Origin of the sequence: Paenibacillus sp. LC231, assembly GCF_001860525.1 — a bacterium.
GTDB lineage: Bacteria > Bacillota > Bacilli > Paenibacillales > Paenibacillaceae > Paenibacillus_AQ.
This window is the reverse complement of record NZ_JFOM01000016.1, coordinates 91,655-109,884: the sequence shown is the minus strand read 5'-3', so window position 1 is coordinate 109,884 and position 18,230 is coordinate 91,655. Positions and strand designations below refer to the sequence as shown.

Annotated in this window: 16 protein-coding genes; 7 read left to right on the top strand and 9 right to left on the bottom strand. The window is 48.8% G+C overall.

Annotated elements, in window-relative coordinates:
- Positions 1–291 precede the first annotated feature (291 nt).
- The 4 genes from AK95_RS14040 to AK95_RS14025 form a co-directional block, all read right to left on the bottom strand.
- On the bottom strand, positions 292–1,797 hold the full coding sequence (locus tag AK95_RS14040; protein ID WP_071220606.1) for an alpha/beta hydrolase: 1,506 nt from the start codon (positions 1,795–1,797) through the stop codon (positions 292–294).
- Positions 1,798–1,907: 110 nt separating this feature from the next.
- On the bottom strand, positions 1,908–2,513 hold the full coding sequence (locus AK95_RS14035) for a response regulator transcription factor (protein ID WP_071220605.1): 606 nt from the start codon (positions 2,511–2,513) through the stop codon (positions 1,908–1,910).
- Entirely contained in the window at positions 2,510–3,631 is a 1,122-nt protein-coding gene (locus AK95_RS14030; protein ID WP_071220604.1) for a sensor histidine kinase, read from the bottom strand. Before AK95_RS14030 ends, AK95_RS14035 begins: the two co-directional genes overlap by 4 nt.
- 18 nt (positions 3,632–3,649) lie before the next feature.
- On the bottom strand, positions 3,650–4,786 hold the full coding sequence (locus AK95_RS14025) for a DUF418 domain-containing protein (protein WP_071220603.1): 1,137 nt from the start codon (positions 4,784–4,786) through the stop codon (positions 3,650–3,652).
- Positions 4,787–5,179: 393 nt separating this feature from the next.
- Here AK95_RS14025 and AK95_RS14015 point away from each other — a divergent pair, with 393 nt between their 5' ends.
- Entirely contained in the window at positions 5,180–7,282 is a 2,103-nt protein-coding gene (locus tag AK95_RS14015; RefSeq protein WP_071220617.1) for a TerD family protein, read from the top strand.
- A 112-nt stretch (positions 7,283–7,394) separates the two neighbouring features.
- On the opposite strand, the gene AK95_RS14010 is transcribed toward AK95_RS14015, so the two are convergent.
- The 3 genes from AK95_RS14010 to AK95_RS14000 form a co-directional block, all read right to left on the bottom strand.
- Positions 7,395–7,952: a YdeI/OmpD-associated family protein gene (locus AK95_RS14010; RefSeq protein WP_071220601.1), complete on the bottom strand. Its 558-nt coding sequence runs from the start codon at positions 7,950–7,952 to the stop codon at positions 7,395–7,397.
- A gap of 9 nt (positions 7,953–7,961) precedes the next feature.
- Positions 7,962–8,396, bottom strand: coding sequence for a VOC family protein (locus tag AK95_RS14005; RefSeq protein WP_071220600.1), 435 nt, complete (start codon positions 8,394–8,396; stop codon positions 7,962–7,964).
- Positions 8,397–8,490: 94 nt separating this feature from the next.
- Positions 8,491–9,936: a DEAD/DEAH box helicase gene (locus AK95_RS14000; protein WP_071220599.1), complete on the bottom strand. Its 1,446-nt coding sequence runs from the start codon at positions 9,934–9,936 to the stop codon at positions 8,491–8,493.
- A 263-nt stretch (positions 9,937–10,199) separates the two neighbouring features.
- Between AK95_RS14000 and AK95_RS13995 the strand changes: the two genes are divergently transcribed.
- From AK95_RS13995 to AK95_RS13980, 4 genes are all read left to right on the top strand, one after another.
- The gene (locus tag AK95_RS13995; protein ID WP_071220598.1) at positions 10,200–11,072 is read left to right on the top strand and encodes an SMI1/KNR4 family protein; all 873 of its coding nucleotides are present in this window, start codon (positions 10,200–10,202) and stop codon (positions 11,070–11,072) included.
- A 202-nt stretch (positions 11,073–11,274) separates the two neighbouring features.
- Complete coding sequence (locus tag AK95_RS13990; RefSeq protein ID WP_071220597.1) at positions 11,275–12,015, top strand: Bax inhibitor-1/YccA family protein; 741 nt, start codon at positions 11,275–11,277, stop codon at positions 12,013–12,015.
- Between the two features lie 186 nt (positions 12,016–12,201).
- Positions 12,202–13,680 (top strand): protein adenylyltransferase SelO, encoded by a 1,479-nt coding sequence (locus AK95_RS13985; protein ID WP_071220596.1) that lies wholly within the window; start codon positions 12,202–12,204, stop codon positions 13,678–13,680.
- Positions 13,681–13,890: 210 nt separating this feature from the next.
- Complete coding sequence (locus tag AK95_RS13980) at positions 13,891–14,880, top strand: aminoglycoside phosphotransferase family protein (protein WP_071220595.1); 990 nt, start codon at positions 13,891–13,893, stop codon at positions 14,878–14,880.
- A gap of 50 nt (positions 14,881–14,930) precedes the next feature.
- Here AK95_RS13980 and AK95_RS13975 read toward each other — a convergent pair whose 3' ends face one another.
- Positions 14,931–15,779 carry an SDR family NAD(P)-dependent oxidoreductase gene (locus AK95_RS13975; RefSeq protein WP_071220594.1) on the bottom strand — a complete coding sequence of 283 codons (849 nt, stop codon included), beginning with the start codon at positions 15,777–15,779 and terminating at the stop codon, positions 14,931–14,933.
- A 17-nt stretch (positions 15,780–15,796) separates the two neighbouring features.
- Entirely contained in the window at positions 15,797–16,192 is a 396-nt protein-coding gene (locus AK95_RS13970; protein WP_071220593.1) for a MerR family transcriptional regulator, read from the bottom strand.
- Positions 16,193–16,400: 208 nt separating this feature from the next.
- On the opposite strand from AK95_RS13970, the gene AK95_RS13965 reads away from it, so the two are divergent.
- Both AK95_RS13965 and AK95_RS13960 read left to right on the top strand, forming a co-directional pair.
- On the top strand, positions 16,401–17,537 hold the full coding sequence (locus AK95_RS13965; protein ID WP_071220592.1) for a VanZ family protein: 1,137 nt from the start codon (positions 16,401–16,403) through the stop codon (positions 17,535–17,537).
- Between the two features lie 128 nt (positions 17,538–17,665).
- Positions 17,666–18,193 (top strand): DinB family protein, encoded by a 528-nt coding sequence (locus AK95_RS13960; protein WP_071220591.1) that lies wholly within the window; start codon positions 17,666–17,668, stop codon positions 18,191–18,193.
- Positions 18,194–18,230 lie beyond the last annotated feature (37 nt).

Here is an 18,230-nt window from a genome sequence, read left to right as displayed (position 1 = left end):
TTTGTTTTACAACAAGGAACGTTTCCAAAACAAACTGGGCGACCTCTCCCCGATTGAGTTTCGGGAGAAAGTCGCCGCTTAATAAAATTTCTCTTTTTTTATTGTCTACTTGACGGGGCTATGACCATTTATAATGAGAATCGATTTTTTTATTTATGAGGTATATTATGAGCGAATATACAAAGAAATGGACACAGAGCGGGAGGGTGTTTGATTCTTGAACAAAAATGACCCGAAAAGATCACTTATTCCAAAGTGCCTCATGCGGGTCATTGACTCATACTTATGGATTTATTCACCTTGAAAAACCGAGCTCGGATATTTCACTTCCGGATAGTCCTCAGTGGGACCGGCCAGAAGCTTACTCTCGATTCCGCGTAAATGCTGGTTGAAAAACTCCAAAAGATAGCGATTGACGATTTCTGCGCCCCTTGCTCCATTCATGCTTCCGGTCATGCCAGTCAGTCCGATAAGCGGAGAGTACAACTGGAGATCAGTGAAGTTATAATGCCCGGCTCCTTCAATATAAACGGTCCTTCCATACCCTTGCTGCGATAAACGGTCCATCAGCTTCAGTTCCGTTTCCCGATTCGCCAGAATGGTGTCAAATTGTTCTCGCGTTAATCGGAGCCCCTTGAGCTCAGCATCCGTGGCCGGTGTTTTGCGGTACTTCGCCTGCTGCTCGTTCACATTCATAAAATCTTCGGATTCCATGAACATAAACGGTTTCTTCATGTCGTCCCGATCCTTCGTGATGAACAACGTGCCATCCATATTCACGCCGGCCTTGATTCGCGGGTTGGAATAAACGGCTTCAAAAGCTGCTGCCCCACCGAAGGAATGACCCAACATGCCGATGTTGTCTATATCCAGCATTCCTTCGAATTTGCTGGTAATGGCGCCTGAATGCAGCTTCTCTAACTGATTCACAATAAATGCTGTATCCTTGTTCCACACATCTAAAATGGCGCGGCTGTCTTCAAATAATCGCTCTTGAGACTGCTCCGTAAGGAATCCGGTCTTGCGCCCGTCCGGAAATGCAGTCATAACGGTACTGTAAGTATGATCGACTGCGAATACGATATAGCCGTGGCTGGCAAGATGTTCAGCCTGCGAGGTATGCAAAATTCTGCCGACCCCCATGCCGTGTGACAGCAGCACCACTGGATACGGATTGTCCGCGGGATGCAAATCGGCATGGATAGATGTATTGGCCTTGCTGTATTTCCAGTAGTCGAGGGTGGGAGCGGGAAGGCCCAGATATCCGGAATAAGCTTGCATATAGGCATGGAAGAGCCTTCTATCCTTAGGGAACACCGAATTTTTCTCTGCGCTCCGTCCAGATTCCGCAGCAGGGTACCATACCTGAACGACCAGCTCTCGCTTGTCGCCCTTCTGCTCGGTAAACGATTCTTCCCGGTCGTCATCGATAAAATGGAACGTTTCTGTTCCCACACTGAACTCGCCTAAAGGCTTGGGTAAATGAAAGACCGGCAGCAATACCGATAAGGCAACCGATACGCCCAGCAAAACAATGGATAGAGCCAATATCGTGTAACGCAGCAGTTTTCCGACTTTTCTGCGTCTAAATAAGACGAAGGCGAGGAGCAAAGCGGCGACGATATAGGCCGGAATCATCTGCCACCTATAGCCCTCAAACAGCAGTTGCACGGCTAACAGTGAGCCACAAGCGACGCCGGCTATAGCCTCTGTCGTCCGGTTGATTGTGTTACGGAACAGTAAGACCATCAGCACCAAAACGCTGGATGCCACCAACACCATTTCCAATACTCGCATACGTTCTCGTTCTCTCCCTTGTTGCTCCAATTTCCTATTATCGTAACGGATCAAGGTTAAAACGAGCGGACGGTTCTGGTTAAAAATGGTTTAAATTTGGGTCACGTGTTTTACAGCCACCCTTTATCTTCGGCGATCGCCACGGCCTGCTGCCGGGAATCAGCCTCCAGCTTCTGTATGGCGGAGGAGAGGTAGTTGCGAACGGTGCCTCTCGTCAGAAACAGGGCTTTACTGATGTCGCCGGTGGTCATGCCTTCCTTGGTTAAGCGAAGCATTTCAATTTCCCGTTCGCTGAGCGGATTCTCCTCCTTCATGAAGAGCGCGGCCGCCAGATCGGTACTCACAACCCGCTCGCCCTTCATGACCCGCCGAATGGCTTCGATCAAGAAATCGATCGGCTCATCTTTTAACAGATATCCCTCTACCTGAGCATCCATTGCTTTTTGCAAATAGCCCGGGCGCGCAAAGGTCGTAACGATCATGATTTTGCAGGGCAGACCTGCTTGACGTATGGAATCGGCCAATTCCAGACCGCTGATATGGGGCATCTCGATGTCGAGCAGGCACACATCCGGCTGATGCTGCCGGATCGCGTCCCAGGCTCGCTGCCCGTCCGGCACCTCGGCAACGACCTCGATGTCATCTTCGAAATGAAGCAATGAGGCGAATGCTCCGCGAAGCATTTTCTGATCTTCCGCAATAACGATTCGAATCATGAAGCGTCCTCCTTTTCATGCCGGCGAAGCGGGAGATTCAAGGATACCCTGGTGCCTCCCTCAGGCGATGGGGCGATGGCGAAAGAGCCGCCCAGCGTCTTCATCCGCTCCATGATCGACGGGATGCCGTTTCCGTCGCGGTTCCCCGCCAGCCCCACGCCGTCATCCGCGATATGGATTCCGAAGGCATGGTCCTTCGTTTCCAGTCTGATCGTGCACCGCTTGGCACGGCTATGCTTGATAATATTGGTCATGGCTTCCCGGACGCAGAGCGCAAGCATCGTTTCCTCCACGCTGGATAACAGCGGGAGCTTCTCCGGATTCTCGATGCTCAGCGAAATTCCTGCTGTATGCAGCAGTTTGGCCGAATGCTCCAGCTCGCTTGCCAGCGAGATGAACTTCATATCGGATACCAGCTCCCTCACTTGCTTCAGGGCCGTTCGGCTGGTATCGAGTATCTCGCTTAGCTCTCGCTTGGCTTGGGCAGCATCCTTATCCACCCATTTCGTTGCCAGCTCGCTCTTCATTTTGATCATCATGAGGGTCTGCCCCAAGGTATCGTGGAGATCCCTGGCGATTCGCTGCCGCTCCTCCTGCTGGATATACTTTGCGATCTGCTCGTTGGCTTCATCCAGCTCCCCCTGCAGGCTTTTTGCTTTCTCCTTGATGTAGATGACGATAGGGTATACCGTCTGGATGATCATGAACGGAAGGTAAATGGCGTTGGACGTTTCAAGCAACGGTTCCTGACGGATAACAAACACGAGCAGGTACGATAGAGCAATGGCCCCGCTGCCGATGGCGATGTGCCCCTTCGACTTGGACCGGCCCAGCAAGTCGGCAAAAATAATCCCGAACATCAGGGTGCTCGGCCCCGTATATACCCCGAGTACGCCAATGGCGAACAGGCCTGTCAGCACGGCAGCCAGCAGCCAGCCGCCCCTGCGCCATAGCGCGACATAGAACGAAACAAGGAACAGCAGGAGCAGCAAGAGGCTGCCCCACAATCCCAGTGCCGTATCCGAACGAAACACCCGGTAGCATAAGAATACGGTAAGTATGATATCAATGAGCAAATAACTTTTAATCTGATCCCTCGGATACAGCTTATAGAACATATCTAGCCCCCAATCCGGCTATCTTGATTCGAAGAAACCTACCGCCTGTTTACGGACGGTTTCCATGGGTCCCAGCTTGAAGCCGCGAAGCCACAAGGATGCCATGCCCAGCTGAAACACGGAGATTACCAGCCAGACGGCGATAATGGCGGCCGAATTCAGCTTGCCGGCAAGGCCCAAGCCCCAGCCGTAGAATACGGCGGATGCCATGAGATTTTGGAGCACGTAGCAGCTCAGCGACATTTTCCCGGCATTCTCCAGAAGGCGCCACAGCCATTCCAACTTCGTATATTGTATCATTCTCGCCAAAATTGCTATATACCCCATGGACATCAGCGGGGCGAATAAATAGCGCACCGGCAGATCGAAAGCGCCGCCAGGCACAAAAATAAGCAGGTTGAGCGGTACGCCTACATATATTCCCAGCCTAAATAGCCTTTTCCGCAGCCTTTTGCCGTTCTCGTCCGGGGAGAATACGCCTGAGCGCATGAAGCGAATCCCGAGCAGGAACAGAAACACGTTGGTCGGTATCACGAGGATGGCTTCCATTCGCAGCTGAAGGAAGTTCGCCAGCCGATATTGGACTTGCTCCATCCAGGTGCCATCCTGATAAAGGGCAACAACATCGTCAAAGCTGCCCAACGATACGCTTGCGCCGCTAGCCAGCATAAGTCCCGCGAGGGCCAGAATCGCAATAGCGAAGACGCTGCCGATTACGTTCATCGTACGCGCGATGATCCGGTCGCCGCCCTTTACGATGAAGGCTGCAATGATGGCGGTTACTCCATAACTCATTAAGATGTCATACTCCATGACCAATATAAAATGCAGCAGGCCTTCGAGGACCAGGAACAGGACGGCCCACAAATAAACGCCAGGCCACGGTTTTCCCTTGCGCTTGGCCTGCCGATACTTCATTTCCAGACCGACGCCGAACATGATGGTCAGCAGTCCGAGCAGTTTCCCGTTCACCAGGAATAAAACAATCATGCGAAGTAAGTCATTCGCTCCCCACCAACCGGAATGATCAAAGGTAGTAATGTACCTGAGGTCCCCCGCATGCGCGAAAATCCAAATATTCGTCCCGAGCGTTCCCAGGATCGCGAAGCCCCGCAAAATGTCCAGCAGGCGGATTCTGTCCTTTCGTTGTTCCATCTCCCATTCCTTCTTTCTTCTAAGTTCTCTTGTCACTATTGTAGGAACGATCCGACCGGCGCAACATTCACACCTGTAAAGAGATCCGTATGACACGTGTCATAAATGTTGGGAAAGCGAACGGTGGTTATTTTCCAAAGTCGTAATACTTTCGCCCTGTTGGCCGACTATCGGGTATGGGATGATGGGTTCATCAAAGATTTTGAGGTCATGGACTTTGAAACTTTGGCCTTCAGGCTATTGCGATCCTTCCTTCTATTTCAATTGGCGAACCTAGGGTCGCAGCTTTCCTGAAGGAGTTTTATTCAAGAGAGGAGGCGTCCAGGCTATCATATTCCTTCCTTCTACTATTCCTTTAATGACATTAGGGATATGGCTCTCCTGGACTCTTTTATGATGATGAATACCATTTATTTGCGAAGAGCGAACAAATTGATTGTAAATGAAGGCCAAGGGCCGGGGCGGCTATCGAAAGCTTATTTGGCGACGGCTATAAAAAACATCGAACATCTTGGATTTGCGTTCTCATATCCACTATTACACGCGATTCGTACCTTATCCGAGGAACAGTTTGAAGCATTTTACCAACCACTGATTGCCGATTTAAGGCTGCTGGTAGGTGCGCATGTGAAATATGAGCCGATGTATCCTGCTTTTCCGATGCAGGTGATGGAGGAGGATGACGCGGAGCTCTATCTGAATGCCATCTATCATTACCTTACTTGGGATCTGCCTGAGTATGAGCTTGAGGAGAGACTTCCGCTGCAGGACGAAGTCAGACTGAAAGTCATTGAACTGGGGAGCAAAACGGATTTTTATGCCATGATACGTCAGCTTATCCAGGCTAAAGGCTCCATCTCCCAAACAGATAAAGAGGATATTGAGGCCGTTATCAAGTTAGCAGATGCGGATGAACTGGATGCCATTCTCCCTCCCGAGATTCCGTTCAAGGAGAATGCGGGATTCGTGGCAGCCTCATTAATGAAGCATGACAAGGGGGGTATCGAGGTGATCGGGCGTTATTTCAAAACCGCAACCGATGTCCTTCGTCTGGCGGTGGCGTGGTCAGACGGAGATGTCAGTCTGGCGGAAGCCACGCGGTTTCGCAAATTTAAGCGGCGTGAAAGACGGCTGTTGCTCGGATTGCTGGAACGCTGCCATCCGATAACGGAGGATATGCTCAGATTTAAGGACCGCTGGATTCGTTTGGGCGAAATTCTGCATCCATCCGAATATAAGCATCGGTATATACGCTGCGAGGAAGCTTTTGATATTTTACGCAATCATAAGCCCTTTACCACGTATAACGGGAGTGTGGAGCTTGCATTTCAGTACAACCAGGTCTGGAATTTGATTGATCTGTTGATGCAGCGTCCGGGGGAATTTGCCCGCAGATTGGATCAGTTATTGCGATCCACCGAACATACGGAGTATGTTGTACTGGCCTTTGGCGAAGTCGCGAGTCAAGTATCGACGCCTGTATTGCTGCAAGTGAAGAACCATTTTGCCCGCCGCCGTGAGCCTCAAGAGCTGCGCGTCTTTTTTCCAAAAGGAAATGTGGCCAAAGCCTTTGCCGTGCCCCATACGCTCCCGGAGATTGATGAAGCGGCATGCCGGGACATCGTGCAGGTATGCGAGCAGGCGTTGATCCAGCGGTTTGCCGCACTGCCGCCCTTAGGAAAGGCCTATGTCGACGAGCGCTTGAAGGACTATCATGTGCCGTTCTCCCAGAGATCGGCAAGCAAAGCCCTGCATACGTTGGTTCGGGGAAGCCGCGTGCCGATGACGGAAGGGGATACCATCCGTTTCTTCAGCTGGTGGAAGGAGGGACGGGTTGACGGGGAGCCTACGGGCCGCGTGGATATTGACCTGTCCGCCGTCATGTATGATCACGACTGGCAGTATGTCGAGCATATCTCTTATACGAATCTGCGGTCATCCAATTACAAGGCTGTCCACAGCGGAGACATCGTGTCGGCCCCTCAAGGAGCATGCGAATTCATTGATTTGCATATTCCATCCATCGTCCAGTACGGCGGACGTTATATTGTGGCGACTCTTCATTCGTTTACGAATCAACCGTACTGCAACCTGCCGGAGTGCTTCGTGGGCTGGATGATGCGCAAGAAACCCGGTTCCGGTGAAATATTCGAGCCATCGACGGTGGCCAATAAAATCGATGTCGCAGCAGATACGCAGATCGCTATTCCTGTTATTTTGGATTTGGCGGAACGTACGGTTATCTGGACCGATCTGTCCCTGACGAGACATCCACATTACTACAACAATGTAGAAGGGAATCAGAAGGGGATGGTCTTGATGGGGAAAGCCATGACAACCTTACGGAAAGCTGACCTGTATGATCTTTTCATGCTGCATGCGAAGGCAAGAGGAGAGTGGGTAGATACAGCGGATCAGGCGGAAACGATCTTTTCGGTGGAAAATGGGGTTACTCCATTCGATATTGAGCAGATTATGGCGGAGTATGTGGTGTAAAAGTGGATGCAAATGGAGGTCATGATGAATGAGGAGCAGCTTACGCTGCTCCTTTTGGGGCCTGGAGCGTGAAGTAACATAGAAGGGAAGCATAGTTTCGGCTTTGAGGGGTTTACTTCCCTAAAAGACGACCATCATCATTCCATTTTCCATACATTTTATTTATACGAGTATGTTCGATGAATTTATCCAATCGTGTATGATACAGACTTGCGTCGCTTTGCACGGACTGGATGTTGTCGATCCTGACTCTAACATATAGCTCTGGCAGGGCTTTGAAGTTGTGGTATAGCACTTCGTCCTGCTGCAACTCCATCCATATAGATTCCTGAATTACAAAAGCTTCGGTCCTCATATCGGGCAGTACTTTCTTTCCTGCTTCAGTCATTAATCCTAATCGCTCTAACCGTCGGACGCGCTCTTTATTGAGCTCTGACCAGTTGCTGTTTTTCTTCCTGGGCGAGAAACGTTGTGCTGTATACGTGGCATCCATTTTTTTGCGTGTGCTGTCAATCCAGCCAAAACATAAGGCTTCCTCAACCAAATCCAAATAATTTACGGAAGGGTCCGTAATGATCGACCAACAATAATCTTCAGCACGGTGATGATCACTTAACCACTTCCGCCAATCCTGCCGAGTCTGCACGTGTACCGTCTTATCGATTTCCATGTTTTTGGGTCACCCCTGGCTTCGTGAATTCAGCATCTCTAGATAGTGAGCATTGTACATAATGCCGAGCACGTTGCCGAATGGATCTGTAACAGATGCCGTGATAAAACCTTCCCCCCGATGCACGAGCGGCTCGTACTCTTTAGCACCCATGGATTTCAATTGGCTCAGGGTGGCCTCTATATCATCGACATGCCAGTACATGATCGCTCCGCCGGGGCCGGACGTTGGTTGTGCAGGGGCAAAACGGCGATCAATGAGACCCAGCTCGTGCTGGTAGTCTCCAACTCGAAATTCGGCATAGGCCAGTTGACCATCGGGTCCCAAACGTTCGAAATAAGGCGTTATACCCAGCAGATCCGAATACCAAGCCTTTGCCGCTTCCATATCGTCCGACCAGTAACTGATGGTTGCAAATCCTCGCAATGTTGGGTGTGTGCTCATTATTATTTTCCTCCTATAACCCGCTATGGTTGGTGTTATAGCTATTATGAGCTGCGATGACTGACGGCGTTATGTCAGTGTTCTTATTAAGTTTTTATTTATTCCCTTGGCGCACTTTTAACAGCTTGCCTTTTACCGTCGTGTTTTTCATCATTTCAAGCACAAGAGGTCCCTTGCCATTCAGAATCTCAACATCCGTCACAAAATCGTGGATCGTAATAATCCCAATATCGTCGGCGGTTACCCCTTCAAGCTTGGCAATTGTTCCGACAAAGTCTACGGCTCTAAGCTTCTTTTTCTTGCCGCCATTGAAGTTAAGCTTCATAATTTGTTTGTTTAATTGCTCACGCTTATCCTTTTTCAGTTCGGGTTGGATTCTTAGTTTGTGCCCGAAAGCTTCTCGCCGGTGATCGACTTCTTCTTTGGAGGGAGCTTTCACTACGGGTATGGGAAACCCAATATACTCTTCAATGTCGGCTAATCTTCTATCGTCCCTTGGTGTGACGAAAGTAATCGCTTTACCCGTTTTGCCTGCTCGCCCCGTACGTCCCGTGCGATGAACATAGCTTTCCTTCTCAAGCGGGATATCGTAATTAATCACATGAGTGATATTCGTGATATCGATACCTCTCGCGGCTACATCCGTCGCTATCAAGTAACGGAATTGCCCTCTTCTGAACGCATTCATGACCTCGAAACGCTCTTCCTGCTCCATTCCACCGTGAATACGATCACATGGGTAGCCAAGATCAGCCAATGATCTGAATAGATTATCCACATGCTCTTGCGTACGGCAGAACACGATACAGCTCTCCGGACTCTCAACAATGAGCAGATCTTGAAGAAGGGCGAGCTTCCTCGTCTCCATCACCTGAATGAGCTCGTGTTCTATCGTGGCAGTTGTTATACCGCTGGCTTGAATCTCAATGTGGGCAGGATGGTTCATATATTTGTGGGCCAAATTGGCCACATCCTCAGGAAACGTGGCGGAGAATAACATGGTGACCCTGTCACGAGGCAGCCGTTGAATAATAGACTGAACCTGCTCAATAAAGCCCATATTCAGCATCTCATCCGCTTCGTCAATGACGAGATAAGCAATCCGCTCCAGTGAGAGCGATCCGCGTTCCATATGGTCCAGCACACGTCCCGGCGTACCCACAACCATGTGCGTTCTTTGCTTTAACTCGGCTTTTTGTATGTGAAAAGGATGTTTCCCAAAAAGAGGAGTTGCTTTGATTCGCTTAAAACGCCCAATATTCGTGATATCTTCGTTGACCTGTAACGCCAGTTCGCGGGTTGGTGTCAGGATTAATGCCTGCGGCTTATTCTCATTCCAATCCACTAGCTCGCAGAGCGGGATCCCATAAGCAGCTGTTTTGCCGCTACCTGTTTGCGATTTGACCACCAGGTCCCTTTTCTCAAGCGCAACCGGAATGACTTCCTGTTGTACCTCCGTCGGTGTCTCATAGCCCAAGCTATTTAGCGCTTTCACAATCGATTCGCTTAATTGATAATCCGTAAAGTGTTTCTTACTCATCTTCAACCTCTTCTACGCTATATTCGAATACCTATATACAGGCTCTCACCGTACATCTACAGTATGCTCATTTATTATACTGTGAATCTGGTTTTGATATTGAAATTTATACATTCGAACCAGGAGGGATCGTAAAGCAGGTCCCAAAAGAGCATAGTCTTGTCCAAGGGCATAGTATGCACCGCTAGCTTCACTATGCTGGAGAGTGACATGCCGGAATGGTATAATCTCAGAAAGATGATTAGAGTGGGAGGCGTGAAACGATGAGTGAGGAGCTAATAGAGCAGTTGGAAGAGTGGCATGAAGAGGATGAATTTGAAGAAATCGTAGATGCGATTACGGAGATTCCTGCGGAAGATCGCGATTATGCGCTGATCAGTCACTTGGGCAGAGCGTTGAATAATCTTGAACGTTATGAAGAGGCGGTTGAGCAATTCCTATCCATTCAAGAAGAGGGCAAGGATGATCCCTTATGGCATTACCGCATAGGCCTTGCTTATTACTATTTGGAGCGGTATGAGGATGCTCGCAAAGCATTTGAAGTGGCTGATCACCTGGATCCCGGCGATGAGGATACGCTGGAGTTTCTGGAGTGGATTCGGAACAAAACCGCTCCGAAACCTGCTAAAGAACCCACTGAAGTGTCTTATACGGACCCTGATGTGTTGAATTTCTGGGATGATGGCGCGCTTGAGGCAGACCAATACGTCTCGGCTCCGCCTACGGATGAATTGATTGAATCCGTGGAGGAAGCATTAGTCTTCAAGCTTCCCGCCTCTTATATTCAAGCAATGAAATTACATAATGGCGGGATTCCCCGCAAACGGAAATTTCCTATCGGAGATGGAGCGCAGGATTATATTGAAATTACAGGTATTTTGGGCATTGGACGAGAGAAGAAGAAATCATTGTGCGGAAGCTTGGGCAGCCGCTATATGATCGAGCATGGCGGATACCCTGAGATTGGCGTGGTCATTTGCGATTGTCCTTCCCAATCCGAGGTCGTGATGCTGGACTACCGTTCATCCGGAAATGACGGGGAGCCCGAGGTTATCCATGTGGGCAAAAACAATGATTACAAGATTACCCGTCTTGCTACGAACTTTGAGGCATTTATTGGCGGACTGGAAAAATAACATAAGCATAAAATGAATAAAGCATTTCCTGAGTGGGAGATGCTTTTTTCTTTGTATATGTAAAGATAGGGGTTATATTAGTTCTCCCGATGATCCATGTATTGTTAGAATCTTTGGATGATGATGCAATATTTTTCGTATCCTAAAATATTCCAACCTATGCTAAAATGAATACAAAAAAGAAGGTTAGGGAGGCATTTAATTGATAGGGCGCAGTGGAAATCCGACACTAAACGAGGAAACATTTGAGAAGAGTGGGTATTACAACGGCCAGGAAACGATGACGATTGGCGGAACGGTGAACAAATCGTTCATGCTGCTCGCGCTGCTGATCGGGGCAGCCGTCATTTCGTGGGTTATGTATTTTAACGGGTATGATGTATTCCCGTTCATGATCGGGGGAGCCATAGGCGGCTTTGTTCTGGCGCTGATCATCAGCTTTGTGCCGAAGGCAGCCCCTTACTTGGCGCCCATCTATGCGATTGTGGAGGGATTTTTCCTCGGGGCATTATCCGCTCATTACGAAAATCTGTATTACGGAATCACATTGCAAGCGGCTTTACTGACGATGTGCATATTCCTCGGGATGCTGCTCGCTTATAAAACAGGTCTGATCCGGGCAACCGCAGGCTTCAAAAAGGGGATCATTGCAGCAACCATCGGCGTTGCACTTGTATACCTGTTTAGCTTCGTTCTGGGCATGTTCGGTGTGGCGGTGCCTTACCTGCACGACAGCACCCCGATCGGCATCGGAATATCGGTTGTCATCATCATCATTGCTGCGCTGAATTTCATACTCGATTTTAACTTTATCGAAGAGGGAGCACAGCAAGGTGCACCCAAATATATGGAGTGGTACGGCTCTTTCGGTTTGTTGGTTACGCTCGTATGGCTATATATCGAAATTATCCGGTTGCTGGCGAAGCTGGCGAATCGGGATTAATATCTGGATGGGTACGATTCGCTGTCGAGGCATTCTCGACAGCGATTTTTTTTAAGATATCAGAAAGTATATGGCCTTTGAACCAGCAGAATAATAAATTTCCTTCAGTAAACCCTACAAAGAGCGACTTGTGTTTAAATAATAAGTAGATACTGTCACATCAACCTGCTTGAAGAAGGAGATCCCATGACCCATAAGAAAGCCATGATCGATATAGGATGGAATTTTGACAACAGTTATGCCGAGCTGCCTGAGTCCTTTTTTACCAAACAAGATCCCACGCCTGTGCGCTCACCGGAGCTGATTATCCTTAATGAGACGTTGGCGGCATCCCTGGGTTTAAACGCCGAGGGGCTGAAGAGCCCAGAGGGTGCAGCGATCCTCGGGGGTAACGAGATACCCGAGGGGGCATCGCCGCTCGCACAGGCTTATGCCGGGCACCAATTCGGTTATTTTACGATGCTGGGCGACGGTCGTGCGATCCTGTTGGGTGAACAAATCACGCCGCAGGATGAGCGTATGGATATTCAGCTTAAAGGCTCGGGCCGGACCCCGTACTCCCGTGGAGGAGATGGTCGGGCGGCTCTGGGTCCGATGCTGCGCGAATATATTATCAGCGAGGCCATGCATGCGCTGGGGATACCGACTACCCGCAGCCTCGCGGTGGTGTCCACCGGCCAGCCTGTCACTCGTGAGAGGGAGCTGCCGGGTGCGATTCTGACCCGTGTGGCCTCGAGTCATGTGAGAGTGGGGACTTTTCAATACGTAAGGGGAGCGGGTACAACCGAGGATCTGCGGATTCTGGCAGACTACACCCTGCAGCGGCATTACCCGGAGGCTGACCATGGTGACGGCGCCAACCGTTATCTGGTCTTGCTTCAGGAGGTCATCAAGCGTCAGGCCGCTCTAATCGCCAAGTGGCAGCTCGTTGGTTTTATCCATGGGGTGATGAATACCGATAATATGACCCTCAGCGGCGAAACGATTGATTATGGCCCTTGTGCCTTCATGGATACCTTTGACCCGAATACGGTATTCAGCTCCATCGATTCACAAGGCCGCTATGCCTATGTGAACCAGCCGTATATTGCGGCATGGAATCTCGCAAGATTGGCCGAATCCCTGCTGCCACTGCTGCATGAAGATGAGGAACAGGCCGTCAAGCTGGCCGAGGGTGCGATCGGGACCTTTACCGATCTGTATCACGAGCTGTGGCTTGCAGGCATGAGAGCCAAACTGGGGATCTTCCATGAAGAGGAGGACGACGAATCCCTGATCGAAGATCTCCTCAAGATGATGAAAAATCACCAGGCGGATTATACCAATACCTTTCGTGCGTTAACGTTTGACAAGCTGGAGGATACGCCTCTAAACGGCACATCCGAATTGGCTTCCTGGTATGAGCGCTGGCAGGCGAGAATTGGCAGCCAGCAGGAATCGAAGGAACAATCCCATCAATTAATGCGCAGCAGCAATCCTGCGGTCATTCCCCGGAACCATCGGGTGGAGGAAGCGCTGGAAGCAGCGGAGCAGGAGGGGGACTACAGCGTGATGGAGCAGCTGCTCCATGCGCTGTCCGATCCATATGCGCATTCCCCGGAACAAGCGGAGTATGCTATCGTGCCTGAGCTGTCGCGTCCTTACCGAACCTTCTGCGGCACGTAAGGATAGCGGAACGTTCCCATAGTGAGCATGAATCGGGTGCTATCAAAAAAGCCCTTGGACTGGTGTCCAAGGGCTATTCATCGGATGACTATTTTATTCGAGACATTATTCAACATCATAGCAGAGCCGAAAGAAACAGTCTATTTTTTTGCCCGGAAATGCCATAGAGTAGGGAAGCCGGCAAAACCAAATGAAATGGAGCGTGGTCTCATGAGTTGGACTTGTCACCTCGATGAAACAGATGTACAGGAGTATGTCGGAAAGGTTTTGGGTACCGGTTATGTTGTGGCGGATGTCACGAGGATGCATGGCGGGGCGCAAAAGGTCGTCTATAAGATCCAGTGTCAAAATGGATTCTCATGCGTGTTGTATGTGTGGGACTTGACGAAGAATTATTTTCAGGAAGAAATAGCGAACGAAAGTGTGCATGAACGATCCTTTGGCGGCCATTCGTTCGAAATCAATAACAGATGGTTAAAGGAGCATGGTATTTCTACGCCTGCTCTATATGATCTGCACACGGAACGGGAGCGATACCCGTTTGACTATGCATTAGTCGAATATATGGAGGGACAGAAGGCGGAAGCCTACTTTCAGCATCCGGATCAACGGGTTCGGGATGAGGTCTTTGAACGGGTGGGCACCATGGTCGCACGCATGCATGCAAACCACAGACAAAACTATGGAAAGCCCGATCAAAGCGGGAATCAACGGGAGCGATGCCATCTTGTACAGCTGGAAAATGCCAAGGAACAGCTGTCCTATATCGTGCTGCATAACGAGAGTATCCGGAAGAATCACGACAGGCTGCTCGCTGTGTTGCATGAACTGGAATCCAGGATAGATTCACGCAAGCGATATGGCTTTATCCACGGCGAGTTGGGACCCGACCATGTCCTGGTCACAGACCGTTTAGAGCCCTATCTCATTGATATTGAAGGTGCGCAATTCTTCGACATCGAGCATGAACATACATTTCTTGAGCTGCGATTCGGGAAGCATTATCGGTATTTCCAACAAAACGGGCTTGATCCGAATCGGATGCTATTTTACCGTCTGCATCACTATATCTCATTAACCTCGGGCGGCTTGAAGCTGCTTCACCGTGGATTTCCGGATCAGGTCTTTGCTTCGAATTTGGCTGATTATCATGCGCGCAACACCCTACGATTCATGGAGGAATGGCAGCTCGATAACTAGTCTTCATGAGAAAAGGCTGAAAACATCACGAATTCTCCGCTGCATAGGTTCTAAGATTTGGCTGCAAACTCCTGCTTATAGATTAGCTCGATCGTGCTAAGCAGCGCTGCACCTTGGCTTGAGAATTTCAAAGGCGTTATCTTGCCCTTGTTGAGAAAGACGCCCGTCGATTGTCGGGAACGGCCTAGCGCTGCTTCATACAGACGTGAAGCTCCTTCACTGGGATGGGAGAAGAACAGGTTACGGATCGGGATCATGAATTTTGGCATCCCGGCGTTTTTGGTCATAGTTGTTTTATTCCCTCCCGGACAAACGCTTCGGATCGTAATGCCATCTGCCTGCATGGAAGGGGCGATCTCCTGAGTCCACAACGATAAGGCTAATTTACTCGCCGCATAAGGCCCAATCAGCTTCTTGAACCCGACAGGGGACGCCAAGGTACTTTGATCGAACTCTTTGAGATACAACAACGCATTCGAAGACGTATTGATTACCGTCTTGAAGCTGCCCTTCCCAAGAAGCTCCTTCAGCTCCATCAAGATGATATAAGGGACGATAGAGTTTACTTCAAAATGCATCTCGCGCCCTTGTTGGGAGTAGGATAATTCGCCGAAGGAGACTCCTGCGTTATTGAACAGCAAGTCAATATGACCCTCGTGTTTCTTGATCTGATCCAGCGAGGCTTGGAGATCCTTGAAATCCGATAAATCAGCCTTGTACGTTATGAGCTGGCGCAATCGCAGTGCATCTTGAATCTGTGCATCGTCCGTTGGAAAGGCAGAACGGATCAAGGCGATGACTTGCCAGCCTTCGGATAACAATCGCTTGGTTAGCTCCAAGCCAATGCCGGAGCTTGCGCCCGAGATCAAGGCGACTCGATTATTTCTTTTATGTGTCATGTGTCATTCTCCTATACTTAAGATTCTTCACTGGTCGCCCTATCGGGTTTTAACAGGGACTGATTATGGATCAACTTGTCATCGATGAACCGCAGAATGCGCTGCAGGTCCGAAATTTGATCGGTAATTTTCTGACGGTAATTCTGGAGCATAGCGTTCAGCTCCGGAACGGATTGAATATTTTCCTTAAAGGGAAGATGCACATAGGCTTTCATATCCTCCAGTGACATTCCTGTCTTCTTTAGGCATGTGATGAGTTCCATAATTTCGGCATCCACTATGTGATATACACGATGGCCATTATCTTTCCTTGCGGGAGGAGGAAGGAGACCGATCTTCTCGTAATAGCGAATGGCATCCTCAGTCAAACCGGTTCGTTTAGATACTTGTTTGATGGAAAATGTGTCTCCCATGTTGGCACCTCTTTCTGCAGCAGCGCTTGGTTTGCCCTATTATCGTACAACTTGGTGTTAACACCAAGTCAATATCGATTTTTATTCACAGATCATTTACGTCTATGTGCCCTTTGATGAACTGGATCATAAAGTATTGCCGGATCAATCTTTTGGAAACACTTATATAAACACTAAAGAGTAGCTGCTTCTAGAAAGGGAGAATGAAATGCAAGCCTATGTAATGCCTGTTTTCATTGCTTTATCCATTTGTTTTGTATTAGCTTCCTTTCTGACGCTCCCTTGGGCCGTTTATCAGTATCGTAAACATGGGTATTTTAGCTTTTGGAGAACATTACTTATCTTAAGTTTTATCTTCTATGGATTAAGTGCTTTCTTCTTAGTGATTTTCCCACTCCCCAGCGCCCGGAATAATTGTGCTTCAATGGATCCCGGCACGATTTTTACTCAATATCATCCTTTTCAATTTATACGGGATATTCAACGCGAAAGCGGATTTCATTGGACGGCCCCTTCGAGTTATATCCATGTGTTAACAACGCGGGCCTTTTATCAAATGTTTTTTAATGTTTTGCTTTTGTTTCCATTAGGTGTTTTTCTGAGATATTTTTTTAGGGGGAAAGCGAAATGGTTTCATGCTGCTCTTATTGGCTTTGGTGTTTCGTTTTTCTTTGAAATAACCCAACGAACCGCTTTGTTTGGCTTTTATGAATGCCCCTATCGTATATTTGATGTAGATGATTTGTTAACGAATACGGTTGGGACTGTACTTGGCTTTATACTCGCCCCCATGTTTTTGGTGTTAATACCATCGCGGGAAACCCTTAGTGAGCAAAGCCACTTCTTTCACAATCAGAGAAAAGCAACCTTTGGTGCCCAGCTCATGGAGGTTCTTCTAAATATTATGATTGCCAGAGTGATAACCGGCTTTATATTCGGGTTGCTGAAGAGTCCAGGATTACTTGTTGACGAGATCATCTTTGCCATTGTTTTCTTTGTGTTGATGGTCGTTATCCCTGTGATTTGGAAAGGAAATACGGTGGGTTCTAAGATCGTTCGCATGAGATTACTTCCGGAAAAGGGGAATTGGATAGGAAGTTTGAGTCGACGTTACGCCATTGTCTATTTGCCTTTATTGTGTTCAGCCTTATCGGAGATATTTTCTAATCATATGGGTGAAGATCTTCTAGCCAACCTTTTTGCAATTGGGGTGGTTTTCCTTACAGGTCTGTTATGGTTCTTTATCTTCTCCCATATCGTGATTAGATGGATCAAAAGGGACAAAGTTCTTTACTTTAATCGATACAGTCACATAGAGCCTGTTAGAATCACAGGTGAAAAGTGATCAATGTAAAAATAGGATACGAATTCATGTGGAACTAAGAATAAGTCGATTGCGTTATTAAATCGAGACGATTCCGGTTTCTATAGGAAGTGGCATGGTGAATACGGAACGGATGGGAGCTGAGGGTTATGAATTTTGATATCAAGGAAGCCGTTGAGATTCTGGAGCGAACCCCCGTCACCTTGGAGCACATGTTATCCGGTTTATCGGATGGATGGCTTAGGAGCCATGAAGGGGAAGGCACCTGGAATGCCATGGAAGTGATTGAGCACCTAATCGAAGGTGAGCGGACCAATTGGATACCGCGGCTGGAGTTTATGCTGCAGGAAGGCGAGGGCAAGCCGTTTCCGCCCTTTGACCGTTACGCTCACTTAAACGAACCTGGCGGGGGATCTATCGATCAAAAGCTGCATGCATTTAAGGTTATCCGTGCTCAAAACCTGGCTAAACTAAAGGATCTAATGGAATCCGAGCCTAATCTCGAACGGACCGGCCTGCACCCGGCATTCGGTGTGGTGAAGTTGAGAGAGCTGCTGTCGACGTGGGTGGTGCACGATTTAACGCACACGTCTCAAATCGTTCGGGTGTTGGCTGAGCGTTACCGGAATGACGTGGGGCCTTGGATCGAGTATTTGGGAATCCTAAAGAGACGATAAAATGGTTAGCAGGCAAGCTCTTTAAACGGCCGCACTA

Excerpts from the sequence above, each read along its gene's own strand:
- AK95_RS13980 (WP_071220595.1), top strand. The coding sequence starts at position 13,891 with ATGAGTTGGACTTGTCACCTCGATGAAACAGATGTACAGGAGTATGTC.
- AK95_RS14015 (WP_071220617.1), top strand. The coding sequence starts at position 5,180 with ATGATGATGAATACCATTTATTTGCGAAGAGCGAACAAATTGATTGTA.
- AK95_RS13975 (WP_071220594.1), bottom strand. The coding sequence starts at position 15,779 with ATGACACATAAAAGAAATAATCGAGTCGCCTTGATCTCGGGCGCAAGC.
- AK95_RS14040 (WP_071220606.1), bottom strand. The coding sequence starts at position 1,797 with ATGCGAGTATTGGAAATGGTGTTGGTGGCATCCAGCGTTTTGGTGCTG.
- AK95_RS14005 (WP_071220600.1), bottom strand. The coding sequence starts at position 8,396 with ATGAGCACACACCCAACATTGCGAGGATTTGCAACCATCAGTTACTGG.
- AK95_RS13965 (WP_071220592.1), top strand. The coding sequence starts at position 16,401 with ATGCAAGCCTATGTAATGCCTGTTTTCATTGCTTTATCCATTTGTTTT.
- AK95_RS13985 (WP_071220596.1), top strand. The coding sequence starts at position 12,202 with ATGACCCATAAGAAAGCCATGATCGATATAGGATGGAATTTTGACAAC.
- AK95_RS14010 (WP_071220601.1), bottom strand. The coding sequence starts at position 7,952 with ATGGAAATCGATAAGACGGTACACGTGCAGACTCGGCAGGATTGGCGG.
- AK95_RS14030 (WP_071220604.1), bottom strand. The coding sequence starts at position 3,631 with ATGTTCTATAAGCTGTATCCGAGGGATCAGATTAAAAGTTATTTGCTC.
- AK95_RS13995 (WP_071220598.1), top strand. The coding sequence starts at position 10,200 with ATGAGTGAGGAGCTAATAGAGCAGTTGGAAGAGTGGCATGAAGAGGAT.
- AK95_RS13970 (WP_071220593.1), bottom strand. The coding sequence starts at position 16,192 with ATGGGAGACACATTTTCCATCAAACAAGTATCTAAACGAACCGGTTTG.
- AK95_RS14035 (WP_071220605.1), bottom strand. The coding sequence starts at position 2,513 with ATGATTCGAATCGTTATTGCGGAAGATCAGAAAATGCTTCGCGGAGCA.
- AK95_RS14025 (WP_071220603.1), bottom strand. The coding sequence starts at position 4,786 with ATGGAACAACGAAAGGACAGAATCCGCCTGCTGGACATTTTGCGGGGC.
- AK95_RS13960 (WP_071220591.1), top strand. The coding sequence starts at position 17,666 with ATGAATTTTGATATCAAGGAAGCCGTTGAGATTCTGGAGCGAACCCCC.
- AK95_RS14000 (WP_071220599.1), bottom strand. The coding sequence starts at position 9,936 with ATGAGTAAGAAACACTTTACGGATTATCAATTAAGCGAATCGATTGTG.